We start from the raw sequence: 22,169 nt of genomic DNA, 5'->3' as shown, positions 1-22,169 counted from the left end.
GGTTTTCTAGCATGGCGTCCGAATGCTGGAGGTACGCATGCTGGAAATGGGCTTGGATTTTCTTCTTGGGCTGGTGCTGGGTTGCCTCGGCGGCCTGTTCGGCATCGGCGGCGGGCTGCTGGCGATTCCCGCGCTGGGCGTGCTGTTCGGCCTCGACCAGCAACTGGCCCAGGGCACGGCGCTGGTGATGGTGGTGCCCAACGCCTTCCTGGCCTTGCGCAGCTACCACCGGCGCAACCGTATCGACCCGGCGCGGGCGGCGGTGCTGGCGGTGACCGGCCTGCTCTGCGCCTTCCTCGCTTCCAGCCTGGCGCTGCGCATCGACGCGGCGCACATGCGCACGGCCTTCGTGGTGTTTCTGCTGGCCCTGGCCGTGTACCTGCTGCTGCGCCAGCGTTTCGCCGAGCGGCCCCGGGAAAGCGCGCCGGGGCTACCCTGGTTCGCCGCGCTGGGTCTCGGTGCCGGCTCCCTGGGCGGGCTCTTCGGCGTGGGCGGCGGGGTGCTGGCTACGCCTGTGCTGACCTCGCTGTTCGGCTTCAGCCAGGTGGTGGCGCAGGGTCTGGCGTTGTCCCTGGCCGCGCCCAGCACGGCGGTGGCGCTGGGCACCTATGCGCTGCACGGGCACGTCGACTGGCGCATCGGCGCCTGCCTCGCGGCTGGTGGCTTGCTGAGCATTTCCTGGGGGGTGAAGCTGGCGCACGCCTTGCCCGAGCGCGCCCTGCGCATGGCCTTCAGCTTGTTCCTGGTGGTTTGCGCGCTGCTCCTGATGCGTCAGTGACGCCCCTCAGCCACCGAAACCTTCGACGATGTATTCGGCCAGCTTGTCGGTGATCGGCGACTGCCGCGGCGGATTGCGCAGCAGCACGATGCTCGCCGAGGGCAGCGTCGGCAGGCCTTCTTCCTCGCCGATGATGCGCAGGTTGCCGGTCAGCAGGCTGCGCAGCTGCGCGGTGACCGCCAGGCCCGCGCTGGCCACGGCGAACAGCGCCGACAGGCTGGGGCTGCTGTAGGCGATGCGGTAGTCGATCTCCAGGGCTTCGAGGGCGTTGCAGGCCCAGGCTCGGCAGAAGCAGCTGGTGTTGAACATCGCCAGTGGCAGCGGGCGCTGCTCCTGCGGACAGAAGCTTTCCGCGGCCATCCAGACGAATGGCTCCTGGCGCAGTAGCTGGCCGATCTCGGTGCCCGGTTCGCGGGTGACGATGGTCAGGTCCAGGTCGTTGCGGGTGAGCAGTTGCGACGAGGTCTCGCAATGCACTTCCACTTGCACCAGCGGGTAGGCCTGGGCGAAGCGCGAGAGGATCTCCGGCAGGAAGCGCATCACGTAGTCGTCCGGGGTGCCGATGCGCACCGCGCCGACCATGTGCGGCTGGCGCAGGGTGTTGAACACCTCGCCCTGCAGCCGCAGGATGCGCCGCGCGTAGCCCAGCAGCACCTGGCCCTCGGGGGTGAGGCGCACCTGGCGGCCATCGCGCTCGAACAGGGTGCGTTCGAGCACGTCTTCCTCCAGGCGCTTCATCTGCATGCTCACCGCCGACTGGGTGCGGTTGACCATCTCGGCGGCGCGGGTGAAACCGCCGTGGTCGGCGATGGCGACGAAGGTGCGCAGCAGTTCGCTGTCGATGCTGGGGAAGCTGCTCATACATCAATCTCCGAGATGGGATGCATAAGAATGATTCGTTGGATTGATCTTACGCCCGGCGCGAGACTGGCGCCAACCCCACAGGGAGGACGGCACCATGAAAGCTCAATTCGGATTCGTAGCGGCACCCCTGGTACGTGACTGGCTGCACCCCGGCGCGCCGATCTGGCGCCTGGCGCTGATGCGCATCCGGCGCTGGCGGGAACTGGCGCGGCAGCGCGAACAGCTGGCCAGCCTCAGTGACTCGGCGCTCAAGGATATCGGCCTCAGCCGCGCCGACATCCTGCAGGAAGCCGAGAAACCCTTCTGGATCGACCATCTGCGTCGCTGATGCGCGCCAAGGACAGCTCATGCCGCAACGCTACCACCTGGCCCAGGTCAACATAGCCCGGGCCAGGTTCGCTCTGGATCACCCGCAGATGAGCGGTTTCGTCGAGCAACTCGCCCCGGTGAACGCCCTCGCCGAAGCCAGCCCCGGCTTCGTCTGGCGCCTGCAGGACGAGGCCGGTGACGCCACCGCCATCCAGGCCTTCGCCGATCCGCGGATCATCGTCAACCTGTCGCTCTGGGAATCCCTGGAGGCGCTGCGCGACTACGTCTATGGCGGCGAGCATCTCGCCGTGCTGCGCCGGCGCAAGGAGTGGATGGACAAGCTGCCGGGCCCGACTTTGGCGCTCTGGTGGTTGCCGGCGGGGCAGCTGCCGACCCTTGCCGACGCCCAGGCTGCCTTGCGACGCCTCGAAGAGCGCGGGCCGAGCGCCGAAGCGTTCAACATCGCCCGGCCATTTCCCGCCCCCGTCGCCGCAGCCTTGTCCGTTTGATGCCAGCGCTGGCGGCTTTGGCGTAGGATCGAACCTCGATCCGCCGAGGAAGCGCGCCGCATGACCGATAGCCTGTCCCTCAAGCAAGCCCGGCGCCTGGCCCTCGCGGCCCAGGGTTTCGCCGCCCGCAAGCCGCGCGCGCAGGTGCAGCGCCGGCACCTGCAGCAGGTGCTGGAGCGCCTGGGCGTGGTGCAGATCGACTCGGTCAACGCGCTGGTGCGCTCGCACTACCTGCCGCTGTTCTCGCGCCTGGGCAACTACTCCCAGGCGCTGCTGGACGAGGCCGCCTGGAGCGCCGGGCGGCACCGGCGCATGTTCGAATACTGGGGCCACGAGGCTTCGTTGCTGCCGCTGGAGCTGTACCCGCTGATGCGCTGGCGCATGCGTCGGGCGGCGGCGGGGCAGGGTATCTACAAGCAGCTGGCGCGCTTCGGCGAAGAGCACCGCGAGGTGCTCGAACGGGTGCTGCAGGCGGTGCGCGAGCAAGGGGCGCTGGGCGCCGGCAGCCTCACCACGCGCAGCGAACGCGCCGGGCCCTGGTGGGACTGGAGCGACGAGAAACACGCGCTGGAATGGTTGTTCGCCGCCGGCGAGGTGACCGTGGCCGGGCGCCGTGGTTTCGAACGGCTCTACGACCTGCCCGAGCGCGTGCTGCCGGCGGCCCTGCTGGCGCAGCCGGAGCCCGACGCCGAGCAGGCCCAGCGCGGCCTGCTGCTGCACGCCGCCAACGCGCTGGGCGTGGCCAGCGAGACCGACCTGCGCGACTACTTCCGCCTGGACCCGGCCGACAGCAAGGCGCGCCTGGCCGAGTTGGTGGAGGAGGGCGCGTTGCGTGAGGTGGCGGTGCAGGGTTGGTCGCAGTCGGCCTACGTCGCCGGCGAGCCGCTGTTGCCGCGCAAGGTGAAGGCCAGCGCGCTGCTGTCGCCCTTCGACTCGTTGGTCTGGGAGCGCGCGCGCACCGAGCGGCTGTTCGACTTCCGCTACCGCCTGGAGATCTACACGCCGCAGCACAAACGGGTCTATGGCTACTACGTGCTGCCGTTCCTGTACGACGAACGCCTCGCGGCGCGTATCGACCTGCGCGCCGAGCGGGCGGCCGGGCGCCTGGCCGTGCATGCGGTACACGAGGAGCAATTGCCGCTGGGCGAAGAAGGGCTGCGCGCGCTGGCCGGGCAGTTGCGCGAGATGGCCGACTGGCTCGGCCTGGAGCGGGTGCACGTGGGTTGCCGCAAGGCGGAGGGGCTCCGCCTGCGGGCGTTGCTGGAGGCGGGCGCCGCCGCCTAGGTCAGACCTTCGCCGCCAGCTCCTCGAGGTGGGCGATGACCTCGTCCGGCTTGAGTACCAGCACGTCGCTCTCCAGGGCGTCGAGCACCACTTCGGCGGTGTTGCCGATCAGCGCGCCGGAGAAGCCGGTGCGCGCCACGGTGCCGATCACCGTCACCGCCGCTTCCAGCTGGTGCGCGGTGCGCGGGATGAGTACGTCCGCTGGGCCTTCCTCGATGTGCAGGTGTTCGTCGTCCACCCCGTACTCGGCCTGGAACGCCTTGCACGCCTCGCGGTAGCGGGCCTCGATGGTTTCGCTGAGCTGGAAGGACGGGTCGGCCGCCGAGAGCATCGGCGAGGGGTGGGCGCTGATTACGTGCAGCTGTCCGTGGGTCAGCCCGGCGATGTCGTAGGCGTGGCTGACGATGCTGGCGTGCAGCGCGCGGTGCTCCGCGTCGTTGTTGCCGACATCGACCGCCGCCAGAATTGTGCGCCCGGCCCAGGGCGCCGCGCTCTTCACCAGCAGCACCGGGGATGGGCAGTAGCGCAGCAGTTTCCAGTCGTCCGGAGTGAGCAGCGCTTTCTTCAGCGGGCTGTCCGGCACGTGCTGCTTGACCACCAGGCCGCAGCCCTCGGCCTGCTGTTCGGTGATGATGCTGGTGTGCAGGTTGTCGTGCCAGGCCTGCCGGCAGCTGCTGCTGTAGCCTTCCTCGCGCAGGCTGGCGGTCAGCTCCTCGAGGCGGGCGCTGGCGTCGCCCTGCTTCGCGCAGGCCAGCAGGTGCAGGTGGGATTGGGTGACGCTGGCGATCAGCTTGGCGCGCTTGAGCGCCAGGCCGTCGGGCTGGTCGGGGTCCACTACTACGAGAATGCTGCGGATGGCTTGCATGGTCGTCTCCCTGGCGCGCGTGGCTTGTATATGTGCAACAACTGTAGTCGGGTTCCGGCACTGCCGATCTTGAGGCATATCAACAGTGGAACTGGCCGAGCGCCGGCGCATTCGTATAATGCTCCGCCTTTCAGGCCGCTGGCGAACCCTTCGTGCGCCCGGCCATGAGCCATTGGAGCCCGTCATGTTGTCCGAAATCCGCGAATTTCTTGGTTGCGCCACGCCCGACGCCTGGGTCGAGGCCGCGCTGCGGGACCAGGAGGTTCTGCTGATCGACCACAAGAACAACGAGTTCAAGGCCGCCAGCACGGCCCTGGCGCTGATCGCCAAATACAGCGCCCATGAAGATCTGGTGAATTTCATGTCGCGCCTGGCGCGCGAGGAACTGCGCCACCACGAGCAGGTGCTGGCGATCCTCAAGAAGCGCGGCATCGGCCTGCGCCCGATCTCCGCCGGGCGCTACGCCTCGGGCCTGCGCGCGGCGGTGCGCAACCATGAACCGCACAAGCTGGTCGATACCCTGATCGTCGGCGCCTTCATCGAGTGCCGCAGCTGCGAGCGCTTCGCCGCCCTGGTCGATCACCTGGACGCCGACCTGGCGAAGTTCTACGGCTCGCTGCTCAAGTCCGAGGCGCGGCATTTCCAGGGCTACCTGGCGCTGGCCCGGCGTTATGGCGATGAGGCCGACATCCAGCGGCGGGTGGCGCACATCCGTGAGGTCGAGGCGCAGCTGATCAGCTCGCCGGACGAAGAGTTTCGCTTCCACAGCGGCATTCCGCAGGCCGCCTGACGCGTTGTCTTTCTGGGTAGGAGCGCGCCATGCGCGCGATCGCGGGCGTGGCCCGCTCCTGCAGGGAGGCCCTGGAACGCCACGCCCGACCGTTCTTCTTGGCGCCTCAGCGCTCGATGATCTGGCGGATCTGCGTCTGCGGGATCATCTGCTCCTTACCCTCGGAGTCCTCGAAACGCACCATGCCGCTGTCCTTGTCCAGGCGCGGCTTGTTGTCGGTGGTGATCATCTGGCCGTCGGCGGTGGTGATGATGTAGTGGCTGGAGCAGCCGGCCAGTGCCAGCAGGCAGGCGGCGAGCAGCAGGTGGTTTTTCATGGTGGTCCCCGGGGTGCGCAGGTGGCGACGCACTGAGCATAGCTGCTGGCCCGGGGCCATGAGATTGATCCGGGTCAGCCCGCCGAAGGCTCGCCCTGCAACGCGAAGGGCGCCTGCTGCAGACCGTTCGCGTCGGCCTGCAGGGCCCAGCCTTGACGGTCCCAGTCACCGAGGACGATGCGCCGCGCGGGCTTGCCGTCGAGCTGCAGTTCATGCACGGCCGGGCGGTGGGTATGGCCATGGATCAGTGTGCGTACGCCGTAACGGCGCATGACCGCGAGCACTTCGTCAGGGGTCACGTCGACGATTTCGCTGGCCTTCATACGCGTCTGCGCACGGCTTTCCTTGCGCAGCTTGCGCGCCAGCTGGTGGCGCTTGGCCAATGGCAGGCTGCGCAGGATGAACAGCGACAGCGGGTTGCGCAGCCAGCGGCGCAGCTTCATGTAGCCGACGTCCAGGGTACACAGGCTGTCGCCGTGCATCAGCAGGACCTTTTCACCGTTCAGCTGGATGACGCTGGGGTCGCGTAGCAGGGTGCAGCCGGCTTCGCGGCAGAACGCCTTGCCGATGAGGAAGTCGCGGTTGCCGTGCATCAGGTAGATGCGCGTGCCGCCGTCGGCCACTTCGCGCAGGGCGCGGGCGATGGCGTGCTGGAACTCGTCCATGCCGTCGTCGCCGATCCAGGCTTCGAAGAAGTCGCCGAGGATGTACAGCGCTTCGGCCTGGCGGGCGCGGGTGCTCAGGAAATGCAAGAACGCCCGGGTGATGTCCGGGCGTTCCGCTTCGAGATGCAGGTCCGATATGAACAGGACGCTCATCGACTCACTCGACGATTTCGGCCTTCTCGATGATCACGTCTTCGCTCGGCACGTCCTGGTGGCCGGCGCGCATGGTGGTGGAGACGCCCTTGATCTTGTTGACCACGTCCATGCCATCGACCACCTGGCCGAATACGCAGTAGCCCCAGCCCTGCACGGTCGGCGCGCTGTGGTTGAGGAAGTCGTTGTCGGCGACGTTGATGAAGAACTGCGCGCTAGCCGAATGCGGTTCCATGGTGCGGGCCATGGCGACGGTGCCGACCTTGTTGCCGACGCCATTATTGGCTTCGTTCTTGATCGGCGCGCGGGTGCTCTTCTGCTTCATGCCCGGCTCGAAACCGCCGCCCTGGATCATGAAGTTGTTGATCACGCGGTGGAACACGGTGTTGTCGTAATGACCGCTCTTCACGTACTCCTTGAAGTTGGCCACGGTTTCCGGGGCCTTGTCTTCGAAGAGTTCCAGGGTGATGACGCCATGGTTGGTGTGCAGCTTGATCATGAGGAATTCCGCTCTGTCGGGAAAATCGAAGGCCTGTCAGGGGGTTGACAGCTTCGGCTATGATAAGCGCTTTGGTTTGGCCGGCCTACCCTGGCCGAACGACGGAAACGATCAAGGACACCATGAGCAAGCCCACCGCCGATTCGAAAGAAGCCACTGTCGCCGCCAACTTCCTGCGCCCCATCGTCCAGGCAGACCTGGACAGCGGCAAGCACCAGAAGATCGTCACCCGCTTCCCGCCGGAGCCCAACGGCTACCTGCACATCGGCCACGCCAAGTCGATCTGCCTGAACTTCGGCCTGGCCCGTGACTTCGGCGGCGACTGCCACCTGCGCTTCGACGACACCAACCCGGCGAAGGAAGACCAGGAATACATCGACGCCATCGAAGCCGACGTCAAGTGGCTGGGCTTCCAGTGGGCCGGCGAGGTGCGCTACGCCTCCAACTACTTCGACCAGCTGCACGCCTGGGCCGTCGACCTGATCAAGGCCGGCAAGGCGTTCGTCTGCGACCTCAACGCCGAGGAAATGCGCGAGTACCGTGGCAGCCTGACCGAGCCGGGCCGCAACAGCCCGTACCGCGAGCGTTCGGTGGAAGAGAACCTGGACCTGTTCGCCCGCATGAAGGCCGGCGAATTCGCCGACGGCGCCCGTTCGCTGCGCGCGAAGATCGACATGGCCTCGCCGAACATCAACCTGCGCGACCCGATCCTCTACCGCATCCGCCACGCCCATCACCACCAGACCGGCGACAAGTGGTGTATCTACCCCAGCTACGACTTCACCCACGGCCAGTCCGACGCCATCGAGGGCATCACCCACTCCATCTGCACCCTGGAGTTCGAGGATCACCGCCCGCTGTACGAGTGGTTCCTGGCCAACCTGCCGGTGCCGGCGCAGCCGCGCCAGTACGAATTCGCCCGGCTGAACCTGAACTACACCATCACCAGCAAGCGCAAGCTCAAGCAACTGGTTGACGAGAAACACGTCGACGGCTGGGACGACCCGCGCATGTCGACCCTTTCCGGTTATCGCCGCCGCGGCTACACCCCGGCCTCGATCCGCAGCTTCTGCGACATGATCGGCGTCAACCGCGCCGGCGGCCTGGTCGACATCGGCATGCTGGAATTCGCCATTCGCGATGACCTGGACGCCAATGCCGCGCGCGCCATGTGCGTGCTCAAACCGCTGAAAGTGGTCATCACCAACTACCCGCAAGGCCAGGTCGAGAACCTCGAGCTGCCGCGCCATCCGAAGCAGGACATGGGCGTGCGTGTGCTGCCGTTCAGCCGCGAGATCTACATCGACGCCGGTGACTTCGAGGAAGTCCCGCCGGCCGGCTACAAGCGCCTGATCCCCGGTGGCGAAGTGCGCCTGCGCGGCAGCTATGTGATCCGCGCCGACGAGGCGATCAAGGACGCCGCCGGCAACATCGTCGAACTGCGCTGCAGCTACGACGAGAACACCCTGGGCAAGAATCCCGAGGGTCGCAAGGTCAAGGGTGTGATCCACTGGGTGCCGGCCGCCGAGAGCGTCGAGTGCGAAGTGCGCCTGTACGACCGCCTGTTCCGTTCCGCCAACCCGGAGAAGTCGGAAGAGGGCGGCAGCTTCCTCGACAACATCAACCCCGACTCCCTGGTGGTGCTCAAGGGTTGCCGCGCCGAGCCGTCGCTGGCCAGCGCCAGCGCCGAGGATCGCTTCCAGTTCGAGCGCGAAGGCTACTTCTGCGCCGACAGCAAGGACTCCAAGGCCGGCGCCCTGGTCTTCAACCGTACCGTGACCCTGCGCGATTCCTGGGGGCAGTAAATGGCGCTTTCCGTCTACAACACCCTGAGCAAGGTCAAGGAACCCTTCCAGCCACTGGTGGGCAACCAGGTGCGCATGTACGTGTGCGGCATGACCGTGTACGACTTCTGCCACATCGGCCACGCCCGCGTCATGGTCGCCTTCGACGTCATCGCCCGCTGGCTGCGCCAGCGCGGCTATGACCTGACCTACGTGCGCAACATCACCGACATCGACGACAAGATCATTCGTCGCGCCCAGGACAACGGCGAGCCGTTCGACGCCCTGACCGAACGCATGATCGCCGCGATGCACGAGGACGAGGCGCGCCTGTCGGTGCTGCGCCCGGACATCGAGCCGCGCGCCACCGGCCACATCGCCGGCATGCACGCGATGATCCAGACCCTGATCGACAAGGGCTTCGCCTACGCTCCGGGCAACGGCGACGTCTACTACCGGGTCGGCAAGTTCGTCGGTTACGGCAAGCTGTCGCGCAAGAAGATCGAAGACCTGCGCATCGGCGCACGCATCGAGGTCGACGAGTCCAAGGAAGACCCGCTGGACTTCGTTCTGTGGAAAGCGGCCAAGCCCGGTGAGCCGAGCTGGGAGTCGCCCTGGGGCGCCGGGCGTCCGGGCTGGCACATCGAATGCTCGGTGATGTCGACCTGCTGCCTGGGTGAGACCTTCGACATCCACGGCGGCGGCCCGGACCTGGTGTTCCCGCACCACGAGAACGAGATCGCGCAGAGCGAAGCGGCCACCGGCAAGCTCTACGCGGCGACCTGGATGCACGCCGGCGCGGTACGCGTGGACGGCGAGAAGATGTCCAAGTCCCTGGGCAACTTCTTCACCATCCGTGAGGTGCTGGAGAAGTACCACCCCGAGGTGGTGCGCTTCCTGCTGGTTTCCAGCCACTACCGCAGCCCGATCAACTACTCCGAGGACAACCTCAAGGAAGCCAAAGGCGCGCTGGAGCGTTTCTACACCGCGCTGCGCGGTCTTCCCGAGGTCGAGGCGGCCGGTGGCGAGGCCTTTGCCGAGCGTTTCACCGCGGCGATGGACGATGACTTCAATACGCCGGAAGCAGTCGCGGTGCTGTTCGAGATGGCCCGTGAAGTGAACCGCCTGCGCGAATCCGACCTGCAGGCCGCTGCGCTCCTGGCGGCGAAGCTGCGCGAGCTGGCCGGCCTGCTCGGTGTGCTGCAGCTCGAGCCGGACGCCTTCCTCCAGGCCGGCGCCACCGGCAAGGTCGACGCGAACAAGGTCGAGGCGCTGATCCAGGCCCGCCTGGAAGCCCGCGCGGCGAAGAACTGGGCGGAATCCGACCGCATCCGCGACGAGATCACCGCCATGGGCGTGGTGCTCGAAGACGGCAAGGGCGGCACCACCTGGCGCCTGGCCGAGTGATCCCGCGCTGAAATGAAAAAGGCCGCTGATGCGGCCTTTTTTCTGCCTGCGCGCGGCCCGGGCATTTCCCGTAGGGCGCATAACCGTTCGCGGTTATCCGCCGAAGTTTTCGGTGCCGAGGGTTGCGGCGGATAACGCTTGAGGCGTTATGCGCCCTACGTATTGTCTTGCTCCAGCATGAAAAAAGGCCGCTGATGCGGCCTTTTTCGTGTCGGAGCGCGCTGTTTACGCGTGCAGCTCTTCCGCCGCGTACAGGGTGTTCTCCAGCAGGCAGGCGCGGGTCATCGGGCCGACGCCGCCCGGTACCGGGGTGATCCAGCTGGCGCGCTCGGCGGCCACGGCGTATTCCACGTCGCCCACCAGCTTGCCGTCGGCCTGGCGGTTGATGCCGACGTCGATGACGATGGCGCCTTCCTTGATCCACTCGCCCTTGACCAGGCCCGGCTTGCCGGCAGCCACCACTACCAGGTCGGCGCGGCGCACGTGCTCGGCCAGGTCGCGGGTGAAGCGGTGGGTGACGGTCACGGTGCAGCCGGCCAGCAGCAGCTCCAGCGCCATCGGGCGGCCGACGATGTTGGAGGCGCCCACTACCACTGCGTCGAGGCCGTAAAGGTCGACGCCGGTGCTCTGCAGCAGGGTCATGATGCCTTTCGGGGTGCATGGGCGCAGCAGCGGGATGCGCTGGGCCAGGCGGCCGACGTTGAACGGATGGAAGCCGTCGACGTCCTTGTCCGGATTGATTCGCTCCAGCAGCTGCGAGGCGTCGAGGTGGGCGGGCAGGGGCAGCTGCACCAGGATGCCGTCGATCGCCGGGTCGGCGTTGAGGCGGTCGATCAGCCCCAGCAGTTCTTCCTGGGTGGTGCTTTCCGGCAGGTCGAAGGCCTGGGAGAGGAAGCCGACTTCCTCGCAGTCCTTGCGCTTGTGCGCCACGTAGACTTGGGAGGCCGGATCGCTGCCGACCAGGATCACCGCCAGGCCGGGAATGCGCAGCCCTTGCTGGCGGCGCTCGGCGACGCGTTGGGCTATCTGCTGGCGGAGGCTGGCGGCGATCGCTTTGCCGTCGATCAGTTGTGCGGTCATGTCGGAGAAGCAACCATAGAGACGGGGAAAAAAGGACGCGCATTTTCGCACGCCGCCCAGATAAGGCAAAGGCGGGCTGCCCCCGATTTGCCGTAACTCCTTTATCTCTTTGAAATTTTTTTAAAAAAAACGTTGACGGGGTTAGGGCTCATCGATAACATGCGCCCCGCTTGCCGAGCACAGCCTGAAGCAAGACAAGAAGGCAGTGCAAACCGGTTCAGTGGTTTCCACTGGTTCTGCTTAGCAAGGGTTGCCGCCACTAAAGCGCCCGTAGCTCAGCTGGATAGAGCATCCGCCTTCTAAGCGGATGGTCGCAGGTTCGAGTCCTGCCGGGTGCGCCAAATGGCGTTCGGTAACAAGCATGTAATATGGTGGGCGTAGCTCAGTTGGTAGAGCACAGGATTGTGGCTCCTGGTGTCGTGGGTTCGATTCCCATCGTCCACCCCATATTCCGAAGCGCCAGGCCTAGTGCCTGGCGTTTTCGTTTCTGCGGTTCCTGCGGACGTGGTGAAATTGGTAGACACGCCGGATTTAGGTTCCGGTGGCGCAAGCTGTGAGAGTTCGAGTCTCTCCGTCCGCACCATCTTTTTTGTCCAGAAGCTCTCGCATCCGCGAATTCCGTAGCTTCCAGCCTGGGTGACTTCTGCATTTCTTGTGACTAGAATGCTTGCCCTTGATTCTGGGAGCCGGAAGGACCGGCTTACGTCTGTGCCACGAGGAATATCCATGCAAGTTTCCGTTGAAAGCACCTCCGCTCTTGAGCGCCGCATGACCGTTGGCGTGCCGGCCGAGCGTATCGAGACCGAAGTCAACAAGCGTCTGCAGCAGACCGCTCGTCGCGCCAAGGTTCCTGGCTTCCGTCCCGGCAAGGTGCCGATGAGCGTGATCCGTCAGCGCTACGAAGCCTCCGCTCGTCAGGAAGCCCTCGGTGACCTGATCCAGGAAACCTTCTACGAAGCCGTGGTCGAGCAGAAGCTGAACCCGGCCGGCGCGCCGTCCGTCGAGCCGAAAGTGTTCGAGAAGGAGAAGGGTCTGGAGTACGTGGCCACCTTCGAAGTCTTCCCCGAATTCCAGGTTGCCGGCTTCGACGGCATCGAGGTCGAGCGCCTGCAGGCCGACGTGGCCGACGCCGACGTCGACAACATGCTGGAAATCCTGCGCAAGCAGAACACCCGTTTCGAAGCCGTCGAGCGCGCCGCGCAGAACGACGACCAGCTGAACATCGACTTCGTCGGCAAGATCGACGGCGAAGCCTTCGCTGGCGGTTCGGCCAAGGGCACCCTGCTGGTGCTGGGCTCCGGCCGCATGATCCCGGGCTTCGAAGAAGGCCTGGTCGGCGCCAAGGCCGGTGAAGAGCGCGTGCTCAGCCTGAGCTTCCCCGAGGACTACCAGAACCTCGACCTGGCCGGCAAAGCCGCCGAGTTCACCGTTACCGTGAACGGCGTCAGCGAGCCCAAGCTGCCGGAACTGAACGAGGCCTTCTTCGCCCTGTTCGGCATCAAGGAAAGCACCCTGGAAGGCTTCCGCACCGAAGTTCGCAAGAACATGGAGCGTGAGCTGCGCCAGGCCATCAAGTCCAAGGTGAAGAATCAGGTGATGGAAGGTCTGGTGACCGCCAACCCGATCGAAGTGCCGAAGGCTCTGATCTCCAACGAAGTGAACCGTCTGCGCGTGCAGGCCGTCCAGCAGTTCGGCGGCAACATCAAGCCCGAGCAACTGCCGGCCGAACTGTTCGAAGAGCAGGCCAAGCGCCGCGTGGTCCTGGGCCTGATCGTCGCCGAGCTGGTCAAGCAGCACGAGCTGAAGGCCGACGAAGCCCGCGTTCGCGAAATGATCGAGGAAATGGCTTCGGCCTACCAGGAGCCCGAGCAAGTGGTCGCCTGGTACTACAAGAACGACCAGCAACTGAACGAAGTCCGCTCGGTTGTACTGGAAGAACAAGTTGTAGATACTGTCCTGCAGAAGGCCAAAGTGACCGATAAGCAGGTATCTTACGAAGACGCGGTCAAGCCTGCTGAAGCGCCTGCAGCGGCCTGATCCAACGCCTCGTTCGATCGTCATAAGCCAGCCTTCGGGCTGGCTTATGTCTTTGAGACATATCTATTTTCATAAGGGAGTGATCGTCGGACATGCCGAATACTTTCATGCCGCAAGTTCCGAACATCCAGGCCGCCGGTGGTCTGGTGCCGATGGTGGTGGAGCAGTCCGCCCGCGGTGAGCGTTCCTACGACATCTATTCGCGCCTGCTGAAGGAGCGGATCATCTTCCTGGTCGGCCAGGTCGAGGACTACATGGCCAACCTGGTGGTTGCCCAGCTGCTGTTCCTCGAAGCCGAGAACCCGGACAAGGACATCCACCTGTACATCAACTCGCCGGGTGGTTCGGTGACCGCCGGCATGTCGATCTACGACACCATGCAGTTCATCAAGCCCGACGTGTCGACCATCTGCGTTGGCCAGGCCTGCAGCATGGGCGCTCTGCTCCTCGCGGGCGGCGCCGCCGGCAAGCGTTATTGCCTGCCGCACTCGCGGATGATGATCCACCAGCCGCTGGGCGGCTTCCAGGGCCAGGCCTCGGACATCGAGATCCACGCCAAGGAAATCCTTTTCATCAAGGAGCGCCTGAACCAGGTGCTGGCGCACCACACCGGCCAGCCGCTGGACGTGATCGCCCGCGATACCGACCGCGACCGTTTCATGAGCGGTGCAGAGGCGGTGCAGTACGGTCTGATCGATCAGGTTTTCACTCAGCGCCCTTCGGCAGCCTGAGTCCCTCCGCTCGAACCACGGCCGGGCGACCGGCCGTTTCGCGGGCTTGAAAATGCCCGCATTTGCCTTCATCTTGTGTTTCAAGCCTATCCGACTGGAACGATCTAATGACTGACACCCGCAACGGCGAGGACAACGGCAAGCTGCTGTATTGCTCCTTCTGCGGCAAGAGCCAGCACGAAGTGCGCAAGTTGATTGCCGGCCCCTCGGTCTTTATCTGCGACGAGTGCGTGGACCTGTGCAACGACATCATCCGCGAGGAGGTGCAGGAGGCACAGGCGGAGAGCAGCGCGCACAAGCTTCCGGCGCCGAAAGAGATCCGTTCCATCCTCGATCAGTACGTGATCGGTCAGGAACGTGCGAAGAAAACCCTGGCGGTAGCGGTCTACAACCACTACAAGCGCCTGAATCAGCGCGAGCGCAAGGACGACGTCGAGCTGGGCAAGAGCAACATCCTGCTCATCGGCCCCACCGGCTCGGGCAAGACCCTGCTGGCCGAGACCCTCGCGCGCCTGCTGAACGTGCCGTTCACCATTGCCGACGCCACCACCCTGACCGAAGCCGGTTACGTGGGTGAGGACGTCGAGAATATCATTCAGAAACTTCTGCAGAAGTGCGACTACGACGTCGAGAAGGCCCAGATGGGCATCGTCTATATCGACGAAATCGACAAGATCTCGCGCAAGTCGGACAACCCGTCGATCACCCGCGACGTGTCCGGCGAAGGCGTGCAGCAGGCGCTGCTGAAGCTCATCGAAGGCACCGTTGCCTCGGTGCCGCCGCAGGGCGGCCGCAAGCACCCGCAGCAGGAGTTCCTGCAGGTCGATACCCGCAACATCCTGTTCATCTGCGGTGGCGCGTTCGCCGGCCTGGAAAAGGTCATCCAGAACCGTTCCACCAAGGGCGGCATCGGCTTCAACGCCGAAGTGCGCAGCCAGGAGATGGGTCGCAAGGTCGGTGACGCCCTGCGCGAAGTGGAGCCCGAGGACCTGGTCAAGTTCGGCCTGATCCCGGAATTCGTCGGTCGCCTGCCGATCATCGCCACCCTCGACGAGCTCGACGAGGCGGCGCTGATGCAGATCCTGACCGAGCCGAAGAACGCGCTCACCAAGCAGTACGCCAAGCTGTTCGACATGGAAGGCGTGGACCTCGAGTTCCGTCCCGACGCGCTCAAGGCCGTCGCCCGTCGCGCCCTGGAGCGCAAGACTGGCGCCCGTGGCCTGCGCTCGATCCTCGAAGGCATCCTGCTCGACACCATGTACGAAATCCCCTCGCAGACCGACGTCAGCAAGGTGGTCATCGACGAGAGCGTCATCGACGGTTCGTCGCAGCCTCTGCTGATCTACGAGAACAGCGAGCAGCCTGCCAAGGCTGCGCCTGATGCATGAATAAGGGGGCCGCAAGGCCCCTTTTTCTTTCCCCGTCTACCGCGCTTGTTTTTTCCCTGGCCTAACCCCATCTTAGGTCCAAGGGTCTGACCCGTCTTTTTGGCCAAGTGCCGCTGTAGAGCCGAATATCATGAAAACACTCGTCGAGTTGCCCCTGCTTCCCCTGCGTGACGTAGTGGTCTATCCGCACATGGTCATCCCGCTGTTCGTGGGGCGCGAGAAATCCATCGAGGCCCTGGAGGCCGCGATGACCAGCGACAAGCAGATCCTCCTGCTGGCCCAGAAGAACCCCGCCGATGACGATCCGGGCGAAGACGGCCTGTACCGCATGGGTACCGTGGCCACCGTCCTGCAGCTGCTGAAGCTGCCCGACGGCACCGTCAAGGTGCTGGTGGAGGGTGAGCAGCGTGGCCATGTCGAGCGTTTCATCGATGACGACGCGCATTGCCGCGCCGAAGTGTCGATCATCGACGAGGCGCCGGTCGCCGAGCGCGAGTCGGAAGTCTTCATCCGCAGCCTGCTGAGCCAGTTCGAGCAGTACGTGCAGCTGGGCAAGAAGGTCCCGGCGGAAGTGCTGTCCTCGCTGAACAGCATCGACGAGCCCGGCCGCCTGGTGGATACCATGGCCGCGCACATGGCGCTGAAGATCGAGCAGAAGCAGGAAATCCTCGAGATCACCGAGCTGGCTGCCCGTGTCGAACACGTGCTGGCCATGCTGGACGCCGAAATCGACTTGCTGCAGGTCGAGAAGCGCATCCGTGGCCGCGTCAAGAAACAGATGGAGCGCAGCCAGCGCGAGTACTACCTGAACGAGCAGATGAAGGCCATCCAGAAGGAACTGGGCGACATCGACGAAGGCCACAACGAGGTCGACGAGCTGAAGAAGCGCATCGATGCCGCCGGCCTGACCAAGGAGGCCATGGCCAAGGCGAACGCCGAGCTGAACAAGCTCAAGCAGATGTCGCCGATGTCCGCCGAGGCCACCGTGGTGCGTTCCTACATCGACTGGCTGGTGAACGTGCCGTGGAAGGCCGAGAGCAAGGTGCGCCACGACCTGGAGAAGGCCGAGGACATTCTCGACACCGACCACTACGGCCTGGACGAGGTCAAGGAACGCATCCTCGAGTACCTCGCCGTGCAGAAGCGCGTGAAGAAACTCAAGGGCCCGGTGCTCTGCCTGGTCGGCCCGCCTGGCGTGGGCAAGACTTCGCTGGCCGAGTCGATCGCTCGCGCCACCAACCGCAAGTTCGTGCGCATGGCGCTCGGCGGCGTGCGTGACGAGGCCGAGATTCGTGGCCACCGCCGCACCTACATCGGCTCCATGCCCGGTCGCCTGATCCAGAAGATGACCAAGGTGGGCGTGCGCAACCCGCTGTTCCTGCTCGACGAGATCGACAAGATGGGCAGCGACATGCGCGGCGACCCGGCCTCGGCGCTGCTGGAAGTGCTGGACCCGGAACAGAACCACAACTTCAACGACCACTACCTGGAAGTCGATTACGACCTCTCGGACGTGATGTTCCTCTGCACCGCCAACTCCATGAACATCCCGGCGGCGCTGCTGGACCGCATGGAGGTGATTCGTCTGCCGGGTTACACCGAGGACGAGAAGGTCAACATCGCCTCGAAATATCTTGTGCCGAAACAGACTGCGGCCAATGGTCTCAAGAAGGGCGAGCTGACCTTCGAAGAGGGTGCGATCCGCGACATCATCCGCTACTACACCCGCGAAGCCGGCGTGCGTAGCCTCGAGCGGCAGATCGCCAAGGTTTGCCGCAAGGCGGTGAAGGAGGGCGCCAAGGCCAAGCGCATCGAAGCCAAGGTGACCGTCGAGACCCTGGAAGACTACCTGGGCGTACGCAAATTCCGTTATGGCCTCGCCGAGCAGCAGGATCAGATCGGTCAGGTTACCGGTCTCGCCTGGACCCAGGTGGGCGGCGAACTGCTGACCATCGAGTCGGCCATCGTTCCCGGCAAGGGCGCGCTGACCAAGACCGGTTCGCTGGGCGACGTCATGGCCGAGTCGATTACCGCCGCACTGACCGTGGTGCGTAGTCGCGCGAAAAGCCTGGGAATTCCGGCGGACTTCCATGAAAAGCACGACATCCACATCCACGTGCCGGAGGGCGCCACGCCCAAGGACGGCCCCAGCGCCGGCATCGGCATGTGCACCGCGCTGGTCTCGGCCATCACCCAGATCCCGGTGCGCGCGGACGTCGCCATGACCGGCGAGATCACCTTGCGCGGCCAGGTGCTGGCCATCGGCGGGCTGAAGGAAAAACTTCTGGCGGCGCACCGTGGCGGAATCAAGACTGTGATCATTCCGGAAGAAAACGTCCGTGATCTGAAGGAAATTCCGGATAACATTAAGGCGGATCTCGTTATTAAACCGGTTAAATGGATTGACGAGGTCCTGCAAATTGCGCTGCAATACACGCCGGAGCCCTTGCCCGATGCGGCTCCCGAGATGGTTGCAAAGGATGAAAAACGCGAGTCTGATTCCAAGGAGCGAATCAGCACGCATTAGCCGGGGGGCTTTCTTGACACTGTTTTTGGGCCCTTGTTATAAAGCGGCACTTGCTTTGTCAGTTGGCAAACCAGCACCTGCTTTTGCTTACACCTAACACATAGAAACATACTCAACAGAAATAAGGGGACTTAGAGTGAACAAGTCGGAACTGATCGATGCAATTGCCGCATCTGCTGATATCCCGAAAGCTGTTGCCGGTCGCGCTCTGGACGCGGTAATCGAGTCCGTCACTGGCGCCCTGAAGGCGGGTGACTCTGTCGTACTGGTTGGCTTCGGCACCTTCGCTGTCAAAGAGCGTGCTGCCCGCACCGGTCGCAACCCGCAAACCGGCAAGCCGATCAAGATCGCTGCCGCTAAGATCCCGGGCTTCAAAGCCGGTAAAGCCCTGAAAGACGCTGTCAACTAAGCGTCTTTCCGGACTTGACCTGTCCGATCCGGCCTAGCGTCGGGTCGGCCGCGGAGCGGCGCTCAGGATGGGTTACCATCCCGCATCGCCGGGGGTCGCGAGCCAAGGCTCGCTAGCTCCGCCAATTACGAGAAGGCGCATCCTCGGATGCGCCTTTCTCATATCCGCCTATTAAATAACCCACGCCGCGCCGCCACTGACGGCAGGCCGTGGCCGCTTTTGGGGGCCGCATGCTGCAAAACATCAGGGACAATTCCCAAGGCTGGATCGCCAAGACCATCATCGGTGTCATCGTCGTTCTGATGGCGCTGACCGGATTCGATGCCATCATTCGCGCGACCCATCACGAGAATGTCGCTGCCAAGGTCAACGGCGACGACATCGGCATCCCCGAGCTGCAGCAGGCTCAGGAAATGCAGCGCCGCCAACTGCAGCAACGCCTGGGCAAGGACTTCGACGCCTCGACCCTGGACGACAAACTGCTCAAGGACGCCGCACTCAAGGGCCTGATCGAGCGCAAGCTGCTGCTCCAGGCCGCCCAGTCCGACAAATTCGCCTTCTCCCAGCAGCAGGTCGACCAACTGATCCTGCAGACCCCTGAATTCCAGCTCGACGGCAAATTCAACGCCGACAAGTTCGACCAGGCGCTGCGTCAGAACGGCTACACCCGCATGCAGTTCCGCCAGATGCTCGAGCAGGAGATGCTCATCGGCCAACTGCGCGCCGGCATCGCCGGTTCCGGCTTCGTCACCGACGGCGAGCTGCAGGCCTTCGCCCGCCTGGAGAAGCAGACCCGCGACTTCGCCACCCTGACCTTCAAGGCCGACCCGGCCAAGGCCAAGGTCGAGGACGCCGACATCAAGGCCTACTACGACGCCCACAAGGCCGAGTTCATGAGCCCCGACCAGGTGGTGATCGATTTCATCCAACTGAAGAAGTCGTCCTTCTTCAACCAGGTCAGCGCCAAGGACGAGGACCTGCAGGCCCAGTACCAGAAGGAAATCGCCGGCCTCTCCGAGCAGCGCGACGCCGCGCACATCCTCGTCGAGGTCAACGCCAAGCAGACCGACGCCCAGGCCAAGGCCAAGATCGAAGAGATCAAGGCGCGCCTGGCCAAGGGCGAGGACTTCGCCAAGCTGGCCAAGGAGCAGTCCAACGATGTCGGTTCCGCCAACAACGGTGGTGACCTCGGTTACGCCGGTCGCGGTGTCTACGACCAGGCCTTCGAAGACGCGCTGTATGGCCTGAAGGCCAAAGGCGACGTCTCCGCGCCGGTGCGCACCCAGTACGGCTGGCACCTGATCAAGCTGCTGGGCGTGCAGGCACCGGACGTTCCGAGCTTCGCCAGCCTGAAGCCGAAGCTGGAGCAGGACCTGAAGAGCCAACTGGTGGAGCAGCGTTTCGTCGACGCCACCAAGCAGCTGGAAAGCTCCGCCTACGAGGCTTCCGACCTGGCCCAGCCGGCCCAGGAACTGGGCCTGAAGGTCGAGACCAGCAAACCCTTCGGTCGCGAAGGCGGCGAGGGCGTGACCGCCAACCGCCAGGTGATCCAGTCGGCGTTCAGCACCGAAGTGCTGGAAGACGGCGCCAACAGCGGCGCCATCGAGCTGGACCCGGAGACCGTGGTGGTGCTGCGCGTCAAGGAGCATCGCAAGCCGCAACAGCTGACCCAGGAAGAAGCCACCGCGTCGATCCGCGATGTGCTGCAGCGCCAGCATGCCGCCGACGCCGCCAAGGCCCAGGGCGAAGCCTTGCTGGCCAGCCTGCGCGATGGCAAGACCCCGCTGGCCCAGGCGCAGAACGGCCAGACCTGGAAAGTGGTGGAAGCCGCATCCCGTGGCCAGGAAGGCGTCGATCCGCAGCTGCTCCAGGAAGTGTTCCGTATGGCGCGTCCGGCCAAGGCCGAGCAACCGACCTTCACCGGCGTGACCCTGGGCAACGGCGACTACGCGCTGGTACGCCTGAACGGCGTCAGCGAGCCGACGGCGGCCCTGAACGACCAGGAAAAGGCCATGTACCGCCAGTTCCTTGCCTCGCGCAGTGGCCAGGAAGACTTCTCGGCCTACCGTCGCCAGCTGCAGGACCAGGCGAAGGTAGAGAAGTACTGATCCTTCGCTGCAACGAAAAAGGGCCGCTCATGCGGCCCTTTTTCTTTGCGCGGTCTTTCAGTCGAAACGGTAGATGTCCATGCCCAGCGCGCCGAGGGTGAAGCCGGCGTGCTCGATGTGCAGGTGCCCGCCGCCGGCGCTGCGGGCGAAGTACAGCGGCAGCAGGTGTTCGTCGCTGGGATGGCTGCGCACCGCCGAAGGCGCTTGCCGGCGATAGTCGAACAGCGCCTCGTCGTCGTTGGCCGCCAGTTTTTCCACCATCCAGTCACGGAAGTCGCGGGCCCAGGGCTCGACCGCGTCGGGGCCGGCGCGCCAGTCCAGCTCGCCGAGGTTGTGGGTGATGCTGCCCGAGCCGATCAGCAGGAAGCCTTCTTCGCGCAGGCGCAGCAGCGCCTTGCCGATGCGGTCCTGCAGGCGCGGCCCGAAGCGCGTCGGCAGCGACAGTTGCAGCACCGGGATGTCCGCTGCCGGGTACATCAGGCTCAGCGGCACCCAGGCGCCGTGGTCCAGCGGTCGCTCGGGGTCGAGGCTGGCCGGAATCTGCTCGGAGGCCAGTTGCTCGACCACGCGTTGCGCCAGTTCGGGGGCGCCAGGGGCCGGGTACTGCACTTCGTAGAGCGCCTTGGGGAAGCCGTAGAAGTCGTGCCAGGTGTCCGGACGTGGGCTGGCGGTGACCTTGAGGTCGGGAGTTTCCCAGTGCGCGGAAACCACCAGGATCGCCCGTGGACGCGGCAACTCGGCGGCCAGGCGCTTGAGCGGCGCCTCGCTGGCGCCGGGCTCCAGCGCGAGCATGGGGGAGCCATGGGAGATGAACAGGGTAGGCAGCATGGAACACCTCGCTAGCGGGATGAGGCTATGTTCCCGCCGCGATAGATCGAAATCCAGTATAGGTTTTCGACCATAACCATCCGCTGTGTCGATGGCTGGCGATTGGCGCGTCGCTGCGCGATCATGGAGGGCCCGGTGGCGTACCTGCGCTGCCAGCCGCAGGAATGGAGCCCATGCACGAAGACTTCTGGCAGGCGCGCTGGTCGCGCAATGAAATCGGCTTCCACCTCGCCGAGGTCAACCCCTATCTGATCCGGCACTGGCCGACACTGGGTGTCGCGGCGGGTGCCTGCGTGCTGGTGCCGCTGTGCGGCAAGTCGCACGATCTGGTCTGGCTGGCGGAGCAGGGCTACCGCGTGCTGGGTGTCGAGCTGGCCGAGCGTGCCGTGCGCGACTTCTTCTCCGAGCGCGGTTGGGAGCCGCAAGTGGAGCAGCGCGGGGCGCTGCTCAGCTATCGATACGGCGCGTTGGAGATTCTGCAGGGCGACTTCTTCGACCTGGCGCCCGAGCACCTGGCGGGTTGCCAGGCGCTCTACGATCGCGCCGCGCTCATCGCGCTGCCGCCGGACATGCGCGCGGACTACGCCAGGCACCTCGACGGCGTCCTGCCGCGGCCGCAGGATGGGCTGCTGGTCACCCTGGAATACCCGCAGCAGGAAATGTCCGGCCCGCCATTCTCGGTACTGGCGGCCGAAGTGCGCGAGCGTTTCGCCGGTTGGATCGTGGAGGAGCGCGAGCGCCTGGACGTGCTGGGCGAGAACTGGAAGTTCCTCAAGAGCGGGGTGACCCGCCTGGAAGAGGTGGTGTTCCGCCTGCGCCGGGACTGAACAACGAAAAA

General features: G+C 64.9%; 21 protein-coding genes and 3 tRNA genes. 17 read left to right on the top strand and 7 right to left on the bottom strand.

All coding sequences use genetic code 11. From position 1 onward, the window contains the following. Positions 1-37: 37 nt before the first annotated feature. Positions 38-778: a sulfite exporter TauE/SafE family protein gene (locus P3W75_RS25950; protein WP_276230214.1), complete on the top strand. Its 741-nt coding sequence runs from the start codon at positions 38-40 to the stop codon at positions 776-778. A gap of 6 nt (positions 779-784) precedes the next feature. Here the strand turns inward: P3W75_RS25950 and P3W75_RS25945 are convergent, their stop codons facing one another. Then, positions 785-1,639, bottom strand: coding sequence for a LysR substrate-binding domain-containing protein (locus P3W75_RS25945; RefSeq protein WP_276230180.1), 855 nt, complete (start codon positions 1,637-1,639; stop codon positions 785-787). A gap of 97 nt (positions 1,640-1,736) precedes the next feature. On the opposite strand from P3W75_RS25945, the gene P3W75_RS25940 reads away from it, so the two are divergent. Genes P3W75_RS25940 through P3W75_RS25930 form a run of 3 tightly spaced genes read left to right on the top strand, consistent with a single transcriptional unit; the run spans position 1,737 to position 3,744 of the window. Further along, on the top strand, positions 1,737-1,970 hold the full coding sequence (locus tag P3W75_RS25940; protein WP_276230179.1) for a DUF1127 domain-containing protein: 234 nt from the start codon (positions 1,737-1,739) through the stop codon (positions 1,968-1,970). A gap of 19 nt (positions 1,971-1,989) precedes the next feature. Next, entirely contained in the window at positions 1,990-2,460 is a 471-nt protein-coding gene (locus P3W75_RS25935; protein ID WP_276230178.1) for a DUF3291 domain-containing protein, read from the top strand. A gap of 60 nt (positions 2,461-2,520) precedes the next feature. Beyond that, positions 2,521-3,744 (top strand): winged helix-turn-helix domain-containing protein, encoded by a 1,224-nt coding sequence (locus tag P3W75_RS25930; protein ID WP_276230177.1) that lies wholly within the window; start codon positions 2,521-2,523, stop codon positions 3,742-3,744. Between the two features lies 1 nt (position 3,745). Here P3W75_RS25930 and P3W75_RS25925 read toward each other — a convergent pair whose 3' ends face one another. After that, positions 3,746-4,609, bottom strand: coding sequence for a universal stress protein (locus P3W75_RS25925; RefSeq protein ID WP_276230176.1), 864 nt, complete (start codon positions 4,607-4,609; stop codon positions 3,746-3,748). Positions 4,610-4,793: 184 nt separating this feature from the next. On the opposite strand from P3W75_RS25925, the gene P3W75_RS25920 reads away from it, so the two are divergent. Then, on the top strand, positions 4,794-5,399 hold the full coding sequence (locus P3W75_RS25920) for a tRNA-(ms[2]io[6]A)-hydroxylase (protein WP_276230175.1): 606 nt from the start codon (positions 4,794-4,796) through the stop codon (positions 5,397-5,399). Between the two features lie 106 nt (positions 5,400-5,505). Here the strand turns inward: P3W75_RS25920 and P3W75_RS25915 are convergent, their stop codons facing one another. The 3 genes from P3W75_RS25915 to P3W75_RS25905 form a co-directional block, all read right to left on the bottom strand. After that, on the bottom strand, positions 5,506-5,715 hold the full coding sequence (locus P3W75_RS25915; protein ID WP_276230174.1) for a YgdI/YgdR family lipoprotein: 210 nt from the start codon (positions 5,713-5,715) through the stop codon (positions 5,506-5,508). A 74-nt stretch (positions 5,716-5,789) separates the two neighbouring features. Next, positions 5,790-6,533: a UDP-2,3-diacylglucosamine diphosphatase gene (lpxH, locus tag P3W75_RS25910; RefSeq protein WP_276230173.1), complete on the bottom strand. Its 744-nt coding sequence runs from the start codon at positions 6,531-6,533 to the stop codon at positions 5,790-5,792. A gap of 4 nt (positions 6,534-6,537) precedes the next feature. Further along, positions 6,538-7,032 carry a peptidylprolyl isomerase gene (locus P3W75_RS25905; protein WP_276230172.1) on the bottom strand — a complete coding sequence of 165 codons (495 nt, stop codon included), beginning with the start codon at positions 7,030-7,032 and terminating at the stop codon, positions 6,538-6,540. Between the two features lie 122 nt (positions 7,033-7,154). Here P3W75_RS25905 and P3W75_RS25900 point away from each other — a divergent pair, with 122 nt between their 5' ends. Further along, positions 7,155-8,837: a glutamine--tRNA ligase/YqeY domain fusion protein gene (locus P3W75_RS25900; protein ID WP_276230171.1), complete on the top strand. Its 1,683-nt coding sequence runs from the start codon at positions 7,155-7,157 to the stop codon at positions 8,835-8,837. After that, positions 8,838-10,223 carry a cysteine--tRNA ligase gene (cysS, locus tag P3W75_RS25895; protein WP_276230170.1) on the top strand — a complete coding sequence of 462 codons (1,386 nt, stop codon included), beginning with the start codon at positions 8,838-8,840 and terminating at the stop codon, positions 10,221-10,223. Positions 10,224-10,448: 225 nt separating this feature from the next. On the opposite strand, the gene folD is transcribed toward cysS, so the two are convergent. Then, positions 10,449-11,303 (bottom strand): bifunctional methylenetetrahydrofolate dehydrogenase/methenyltetrahydrofolate cyclohydrolase FolD, encoded by an 855-nt coding sequence (gene folD, locus P3W75_RS25890; RefSeq protein ID WP_276230169.1) that lies wholly within the window; start codon positions 11,301-11,303, stop codon positions 10,449-10,451. A gap of 264 nt (positions 11,304-11,567) precedes the next feature. Between folD and P3W75_RS25885 the strand changes: the two genes are divergently transcribed. From P3W75_RS25885 to P3W75_RS25845, 9 genes are all read left to right on the top strand, one after another. Next, positions 11,568-11,644, top strand: a tRNA-Arg gene (locus P3W75_RS25885). 30 nt (positions 11,645-11,674) lie between these two features. Beyond that, a tRNA-His gene (locus P3W75_RS25880) sits at positions 11,675-11,750 on the top strand. Positions 11,751-11,801: 51 nt separating this feature from the next. Then, positions 11,802-11,886: transfer RNA gene (locus tag P3W75_RS25875), tRNA-Leu, on the top strand. Positions 11,887-12,029: 143 nt separating this feature from the next. After that, positions 12,030-13,340 (top strand): trigger factor, encoded by a 1,311-nt coding sequence (gene tig / locus P3W75_RS25870; protein WP_276230168.1) that lies wholly within the window; start codon positions 12,030-12,032, stop codon positions 13,338-13,340. Between the two features lie 92 nt (positions 13,341-13,432). Beyond that, positions 13,433-14,071, top strand: a complete 639-nt coding sequence (clpP, locus tag P3W75_RS25865) for an ATP-dependent Clp endopeptidase proteolytic subunit ClpP (protein ID WP_276230167.1) — start codon at positions 13,433-13,435, stop codon at positions 14,069-14,071. Positions 14,072-14,178: 107 nt separating this feature from the next. After that, positions 14,179-15,459 carry an ATP-dependent Clp protease ATP-binding subunit ClpX gene (gene clpX, locus P3W75_RS25860; RefSeq protein ID WP_276230166.1) on the top strand — a complete coding sequence of 427 codons (1,281 nt, stop codon included), beginning with the start codon at positions 14,179-14,181 and terminating at the stop codon, positions 15,457-15,459. 130 nt (positions 15,460-15,589) lie between these two features. Then, complete coding sequence (lon, locus tag P3W75_RS25855; RefSeq protein WP_276230165.1) at positions 15,590-17,986, top strand: endopeptidase La; 2,397 nt, start codon at positions 15,590-15,592, stop codon at positions 17,984-17,986. A gap of 136 nt (positions 17,987-18,122) precedes the next feature. Then, positions 18,123-18,395: a nucleoid-associated protein HU-beta gene (hupB, locus tag P3W75_RS25850; RefSeq protein ID WP_003087931.1), complete on the top strand. Its 273-nt coding sequence runs from the start codon at positions 18,123-18,125 to the stop codon at positions 18,393-18,395. Positions 18,396-18,625: 230 nt separating this feature from the next. Beyond that, positions 18,626-20,503, top strand: coding sequence for a SurA N-terminal domain-containing protein (locus P3W75_RS25845; RefSeq protein WP_276230164.1), 1,878 nt, complete (start codon positions 18,626-18,628; stop codon positions 20,501-20,503). A 57-nt stretch (positions 20,504-20,560) separates the two neighbouring features. On the opposite strand, the gene P3W75_RS25840 is transcribed toward P3W75_RS25845, so the two are convergent. Beyond that, entirely contained in the window at positions 20,561-21,331 is a 771-nt protein-coding gene (locus P3W75_RS25840; protein ID WP_276230163.1) for a DODA-type extradiol aromatic ring-opening family dioxygenase, read from the bottom strand. 173 nt (positions 21,332-21,504) lie between these two features. Between P3W75_RS25840 and P3W75_RS25835 the strand changes: the two genes are divergently transcribed. Further along, positions 21,505-22,158, top strand: a complete 654-nt coding sequence (locus P3W75_RS25835; protein WP_276230162.1) for a thiopurine S-methyltransferase — start codon at positions 21,505-21,507, stop codon at positions 22,156-22,158. Positions 22,159-22,169: the final 11 nt, after the last annotated feature.

This window comes from Pseudomonas citronellolis, from assembly GCF_029335315.1.
GTDB classification, from domain to species: domain Bacteria; phylum Pseudomonadota; class Gammaproteobacteria; order Pseudomonadales; family Pseudomonadaceae; genus Pseudomonas; species Pseudomonas citronellolis_A.
Note: the sequence above shows the minus strand (reverse complement) of the source record. Positions and strands in the feature narration are given on the sequence as shown.